This window comes from Photobacterium pectinilyticum, from assembly GCF_024357955.1.
Classification (GTDB): domain Bacteria; phylum Pseudomonadota; class Gammaproteobacteria; order Enterobacterales; family Vibrionaceae; genus Photobacterium; species Photobacterium pectinilyticum.
On the sequence record NZ_JANEYT010000036.1, the window covers coordinates 42762 to 49173 of the forward strand.

The window sequence follows — 6412 nt, forward strand, 5'->3', positions numbered from 1 at the left end:
ATTTCTGACAACAAGATTAAAATTCACTCGTTATACCTTTTGATTCAGAGACAAAAAAGCGAGAGCTCATTGCTCTCGCTTTTGTTTTATCTCTTCCTAGAGCCCGTGCCGATAGCCGCTCTCGCCTGCCTCTTACACCCCTTCGTTGTGCAACTCGAGGTTCGCCAAGTCCTGTTGGATTTCACGCTGTATTTTCGAATCTTCACTACGCAGTGATTCCAGGTAATCCAAATACGACTGATTAATATCACCCGTTACATAAGAGCCACTGAATACAGATGTTTCGAATTTTTGGATCTCAGGATTGCCTTCGGCAACGGCATCAACCAGATCTTGCAGATCTTGGAAGATCAAGCCGTCAGCGCCGATCATCTTGCTGATCTCATCCACTTCACGACCATGAGCAATCAGCTCGTTTGCCGTTGGCATATCGATACCGTAAACGTTCGGGAAGCGTACCTCAGGGGCTGCAGAAGCCAAGTAAACCTTGCGAGCACCGGCTTCACGAGCCATTTCGATAATCTGCTCTGATGTTGTTCCGCGGACAATCGAATCGTCCACCAGCAGTACACTCTTGCCCTTAAACTCAGAGCGGATAGCATTAAGCTTACGGCGCACCGACTTACGGCGCATTTGCTGGCCTGGCATAATGAAGGTACGGCCCACATAGCGGTTTTTCACAAAGCCCTGACGGTATGGCTTGTCTAGCGTACGGGCAATTTCCAATGCGCTATCACAAGATGTTTCAGGGATTGGGATAACGACATCGATATCTACATCAGCCCACTCGCGCTTGATCTTCTCACCCAGTTTCTGGCCCATGCAAACGCGTGCGCTGTATACCGATACCTTATCGATAAACGAATCAGGACGTGCAAAGTAAACGAATTCAAACACACAAGGGTTTAAGGTTGGGTTATCAGCACACTGCTGGGTAAACAGTTGGCCATCAAAGGTCACGTAAACGGCTTCACCCGGCGCAACGTCACGCATGAAGTCAAAACCAACCGCATCCAATGCAACAGATTCTGAGGCAACCATGTATTCAACCTGGCCTTCAACTTCACGTTTACCCAAACACAACGGACGAATACCATACGGGTCGCGAAAAGCGATCATACCGTGGCCAATCACCATAGAAACAACGGCATAAGCACCTTTAACCATGCGGTGCACTTCGCCAACCGCATCAAAGATTTCTTCAGGCGTAATTGGATAGGTTTGAGCACTTTCCAGCTGGTTTGCCAATACGTTCAGCAAAATTTCAGAGTCAGACGTTGTATTGACGTGACGACGTGCTTTTTCGAACAACTGCTCTTTGATTTCGGCTGCGTTGGTCAGGTTACCATTGTGAGCCAGTGAAATACCGTAAGGTGAATTAACATAGAATGGCTGGGCTTCTGAGGCGCTAGAGCTACCTGCAGTCGGATAGCGCACATGGCCGATCCCTACATTACCCTGCAAACGTTGCATGTGCTTGGCTTCAAACACATCACGGACCAGACCGTTCGCTTTACGCAGACGAAAACGATTGCTTTCTAAGGTAACAATACCAGCCGCATCTTGGCCGCGGTGTTGCAACACGGTCAATGCATCATAAATAGACTGGTTAACCGGGGTTGAACCCACGATTCCGACAATACCACACATGTCCTAAATCCTCGTCACGCTTTAATTGAATTTCAGCGGGTATTCGACTGTGTCAAATACCCGCTGAAAGCTTTTCCATTGGGTATCAGTACACTAAGACACTGAACCCGTTACATTCCACACCGTTCGCTAAAGTGCGCCCGGTAAAAAGCTTGATGTGTCCTTCAAGTACGTGAAGAACCATTCAATCACCACACCAAACTGGGGGATCAACTGGGACTGTAACCACCAGTCTGAATCGGCAAACCCCGTAAAGGCGTCGATGAAGAACAGTACCGCGGCAACAATCAAAACGCCGCGTATCCCTCCGAACACTATGCCCAGTACCCGATCTGTCCCTGACAGACCTGTTTTCTGTACCAGTTGTCCAATCACATAGTTCACTACTGCGCCGACTATCAGCGTGGCAATGAACAAGGCAGCGATTGCGCTGCCGTTACGAAGCATCTCGTCGTCAATGTTAGTGAAGTAAGCCGCCAGCTGAGTATAAAAATTGCTTGCGACAAAAAAGGCTGCAAACCATATCACTAACGAGAGTGCTTCCTTGACAAAACCTCGGATCACACTAATCAGAGCCGAGAAGCCTATTACGCCTAAAATTACGTAATCAATCCAGATCATCATTGGTTGTATTCATTTTGTTGATGCGTATTCTAACAGAAAAAATGAGAACGCAAACGTTTACCTAAGGGTTAAGTGGATTAAATCTGACCAATCGGCCTTTTAATCCGGTCAATTCTTCCAATTTCTTGATGTCAGCCGAAAGCTTCTGCTTCGACACATCAGGACCAACAACAACTCTGGCAAGAGCGCCTTGTTGCGGCTGCTTTGGAAAGACATGCGCTTGATAACCCGCCTTGCGAAGACGCTCAACCAACTGATTGGCGTTATCAAAATTGCGGAAAACCCCCAATTGCACCACCCAAGCAGTGTCTTGATTACCCACTTGAGGCTCAGTAACTGGCTGAGGTTCAACCTTCAATGGTTGATTAGCCGCCTCGATAGCCTCCGCTGTCACTTCTTCCGACTTCGGCTCATCTATCACGACTGTTACGGGTTCTGGAGGTAAATCCACCTCTGCAAACTCCGGAGCAGGGATCGTTTCATACTCTACTTCAGCGGTGGTTTCAGGCTGCAGCGGAATACTGGCAAATTGCTCTTGGTAATGCTGTTTTTTGCCGTCGAACAAATCGGGAAGGAATATCACTCCGATTGCCACCAAAATGATTGTCCCGACCAACCGGCTCTGAAATTTACTTGCCACTGTTACTCCTGGTTCTTTGCTTCAATGTGACTGGTTATCTGACCTACAGTGTAAAAGGAGCCAAATACAATTACCATATCGTCAGCCTGAGCCTGTGTCAGCGCTTTGTCATAAGCGGCCTCAGGCGTTTGGTATGTATCGGTTCCCGATGGTAAATAAGCGAGGATCTCTTCGGCTGTCGCCGCTCTCGGGCCTGTCAGCGAGGCCGGATACCAACAATCAACCACTTCTTTCATCTCAGCAATGGTAGCAGCAATATCTTTGTCGTGAAGCATCGCCACTACGGCATGCAGCTGTCTCTTGCCGAGCTTGTTCTTAATGCCCTCTAGCTGCGCGGAAAAATACTGTGCCGAATGTGGATTATGAGCCACATCCATGATCACCAAAGGCTGCTCTGACACTGTCTGCATCCGTCCCGGCAACGTCGCGTCCGCCAACCCCTCAATGACGTTTTCATCAGTGATGTTGAGCTCAGCAACGGCCAGTGCCATCAATGCTGTTGCCGCATTGGGAAGAGGTAGCGATGGAAGCGGAAGTTGGTCTAATGTAAAGGAACCGCTTTGCCAGTTCCAATGATCAGCTTCGACACTGTACTCGAACTGGTAACCAACCTGAAACAGCTTGGCGCCGATATCATCGGCATGAGCTGGTACGGTTGCCGGGGGGTTTGGTTGACCACAGACCGCTGGCTTGCCGCCACGGAAAATACCGGCCTTTTCGTAACCGATAACATTGATGTCATCACCTAACCAGTCAACATGGTCAACCGCCAAGCTGGTGATCACCGATACATCATGATCAACAATATTCGTAGCATCCAAACGACCGCCAAGTCCTACCTCTAGTAAAACGACATCAACCTGGCGAGACTTGAATAACTGCAGGGCAGCTAAAGTGCCAAACTCAAACAAGCTCAAGCTGGTTTCACCACGCAGCTGTTCAATTGAAGAGAAGGCTTCACTATGGGCACTGTCTGGTAATTCAACACCGTTGATGCGGACCCGCTCGTTATAACGCACAAGGTGAGGAGAGCTGTATACCCCAACACGATAACCGGCCTTAAGCAGGATCGCTTCCATCATAGCACAGGTCGACCCCTTGCCATTGGTCCCCGCGACAGTGATCACGCAAGGAGCAGGCTTGATTAGCTCGGCTTTCTTAGCCACCGCCTGGGCACGATCAAGGCCAAGGTCAATGGCACTGGTGTGAAGTTGTTCAAGATAAGTCAGCCATGAGGCCAAAGAGGAGTTTGCTTGAGGTGCTGTCAGTCCGGACATCATATTTCATTTCGCTATAACAATATGAGCCCTAATTTACCATTGAACGCGGCCAGACCAAACCGCAATGTATTGATTCTTGATAGTTAGGGGCTTATACAAAAACAAAACGGGGCCTAAGCCCCGTTTTCTGTCAATATTACCAAGCGATACGCTTACTTTTCTGCTTGCTCGTTCTGCTCTTCAGCTGGCTCTTCTACCGCTTTTACCGGCTGCTCGACAGGGACAGGGACCACCATCGGTGATTCAACCTGAGTCAGCTTGGCAACTATGCCGCCGATACGCTGGCGCATTTCACGACGGTCAACAATCATGTCAATCGCACCATGATCAAGCAGGAACTCACTGCGCTGGAAGCCTTCAGGAAGCTTCTCACGCACCGTTTGCTCAATAACACGCTGACCGGCAAAGCCAATAAGGGCTTTTGGCTCACCGATATTAATATCACCCAGCATCGCCAAACTTGCCGACACACCCCCCATTGTCGGGTCAGTCAGTACCGAAATGAAAGGCAAGCCTTCATTAGATAGGCGCTCAAGCGCAGCACTGGTTTTTGCCATCTGCATCAGCGACATCAGCGCTTCTTGCATGCGGGCACCACCACTGGCAGAAAAACATACCAAACCACAGTTATTGGCAATCGCCTCGTCAACAGCGTGAACGAACTTGGCGCCGACGACAGAGCCCATGGAGCCGCCCATGAAAGAGAATTCAAATGCACAGGCAACCAACGGCTGGCCTAGCAAGGTTCCTTTCTTCACGACCAGTGCATCTTTCTCGCCACTCGCTTTCTGAGCAGAAGATAGACGGTCTTTATATTTCTTGGAATCACGGAACTTAAGCTTATCTTTTGGCTCAAGCTCAGCGGCAATTTCAACCTGCCCTTCTTCATCCAGGAATGTTTCCAAGCGACGACGCGCTTTCATGCGCATGTGATGGTCACATTTAGGGCAAACTTCCAAGTTACGTTCTAGATCGGCGTGATAAAGCACTTGTTCGCAAGAAGTACATTTGGTCCACACCCCTTCAGGGATAGACGCTTTGCGAGAAGAAACAATATTGCTTTTAGTAAGGATCTTTTCCAGCCAGCTCATGAATGACCTTTTATCTTTTATTTCCCTGCCCTTAGGGTCTTTGCAGCAGAGAATACAAATTCGTTAATTTACCAAGGTGGAATTAAAGCACAAACTCGTCTAACTGTAGATAAAAAACTGGTACTACAAGTTAGCTCGAGGCAGATATGACCGTTACCTAACAGGTTAATCGGGTAAAAACAGCGGTCCGACCGGTACTTTCGGCAAGTCATGCTCTTGAGGGTAGTCAACATCCACCAAGTACAAACCTTCCGCTTTTGCCGTTGCTCCTGCCAAAGTTCGATTTTTCTGGGCCAGCAACCACTGGATCCATTCCGGCTTTTCTTCGCCTCGGCCGACTTTAATCAGGCTACCAGTTATGTTGCGAACCATATGATGAACAAAGGCATTAGCCTTGATATCAATGATCACAAAGTTACCCTGACGCGACACGTTCAAGTGCATTAGGTTACGCCATGGGCTACGAGATTGACAATACACAGCACGGAAGGATGTGAAGTCATTCTCACCCAACAAGTATTGACCCGCTTCGTGCATCGCCTTTTCATCGAGTTCACCGTGATAATGGCTCACACCTTTGGCTAAAATTGCAGGACGCAAAGCATGATTATAAATAATATAGCGGTAACGACGTGCCGTCGCCGTAAAACGGGCGTGGAACTCGTCATCCACAACCTTGGCCCAACGAACCGCAATATCTTTAGGTAAGTGGGCATTCACCCCCATGGTCCACGCAGCCATTTTACGGTCAACGTCAACATCAAAGTGAACCACCTGACCGGTGCCATGAACCCCAGCATCAGTCCGTCCCGCACACTGCACCTCAATCGGCTTATTGGCAATCTTGCTCAGCGCCTTTTCCAAGCGCTCTTGGACACTGTCTACGTCACGCTGGCGTTGCCAACCGTAGTATTTCGCACCGTCGTACTCAATACCTAAAGCTATTCGCATAATATTCTTCGTCTTGCTGGCGGCCAAAGGCCGATTTTCAAATTAAGGGGGCGATTATAACAAAACGATGGGCGATGGGCGATGGGCGATGGGCGATGAGCGATGGGCGATGGGCGATGGGCGATGGGCGATGGGCGATGGGCGATGGGCGATGGGCGATGGGCGATGGGCGATGG

General features: G+C 49.1%; 7 protein-coding genes. 1 reads left to right on the forward strand and 6 read right to left on the reverse strand.

Features of this window, described 5'->3' with window-relative positions:
- Window positions 1–132: 132 nt before the first annotated feature.
- The 6 genes from purF to truA form a co-directional block, all read right to left on the reverse strand.
- Window positions 133–1650, reverse strand: coding sequence for an amidophosphoribosyltransferase (gene purF, locus NHN17_RS15405; protein ID WP_255043465.1), 1518 nt, complete (start codon window positions 1648–1650; stop codon window positions 133–135).
- Between the two features lie 129 nt (window positions 1651–1779).
- Complete coding sequence (locus tag NHN17_RS15410; protein WP_255043474.1) at window positions 1780–2271, reverse strand: CvpA family protein; 492 nt, start codon at window positions 2269–2271, stop codon at window positions 1780–1782.
- A 64-nt stretch (window positions 2272–2335) separates the two neighbouring features.
- On the reverse strand, window positions 2336–2914 hold the full coding sequence (locus NHN17_RS15415) for an SPOR domain-containing protein (RefSeq protein WP_255043466.1): 579 nt from the start codon (window positions 2912–2914) through the stop codon (window positions 2336–2338).
- 2 nt (window positions 2915–2916) lie between these two features.
- On the reverse strand, window positions 2917–4191 hold the full coding sequence (folC, locus tag NHN17_RS15420; protein ID WP_255043475.1) for a bifunctional tetrahydrofolate synthase/dihydrofolate synthase: 1275 nt from the start codon (window positions 4189–4191) through the stop codon (window positions 2917–2919).
- Window positions 4192–4346: 155 nt separating this feature from the next.
- Complete coding sequence (accD, locus tag NHN17_RS15425; protein ID WP_255043467.1) at window positions 4347–5285, reverse strand: acetyl-CoA carboxylase, carboxyltransferase subunit beta; 939 nt, start codon at window positions 5283–5285, stop codon at window positions 4347–4349.
- Window positions 5286–5450: 165 nt separating this feature from the next.
- The gene (truA, locus tag NHN17_RS15430) at window positions 5451–6236 is read right to left on the reverse strand and encodes a tRNA pseudouridine(38-40) synthase TruA (RefSeq protein WP_255043468.1); all 786 of its coding nucleotides are present in this window, start codon (window positions 6234–6236) and stop codon (window positions 5451–5453) included.
- A 67-nt stretch (window positions 6237–6303) separates the two neighbouring features.
- On the opposite strand from truA, the gene NHN17_RS26050 reads away from it, so the two are divergent.
- The coding region (locus NHN17_RS26050; RefSeq protein ID WP_373689570.1) for a hypothetical protein at window positions 6304–6412 on the forward strand (109 nt) is incomplete at its 3' end.

Excerpts from the sequence above, each read along its gene's own strand:
- NHN17_RS15410 (WP_255043474.1), bottom strand. The coding sequence starts at position 2,271 with ATGATCTGGATTGATTACGTAATTTTAGGCGTAATAGGCTTCTCGGCT.
- folC (WP_255043475.1), bottom strand. The coding sequence starts at position 4,191 with ATGTCCGGACTGACAGCACCTCAAGCAAACTCCTCTTTGGCCTCATGG.
- truA (WP_255043468.1), bottom strand. The coding sequence starts at position 6,236 with ATGCGAATAGCTTTAGGTATTGAGTACGACGGTGCGAAATACTACGGT.
- purF (WP_255043465.1), bottom strand. The coding sequence starts at position 1,650 with ATGTGTGGTATTGTCGGAATCGTGGGTTCAACCCCGGTTAACCAGTCT.
- accD (WP_255043467.1), bottom strand. The coding sequence starts at position 5,285 with ATGAGCTGGCTGGAAAAGATCCTTACTAAAAGCAATATTGTTTCTTCT.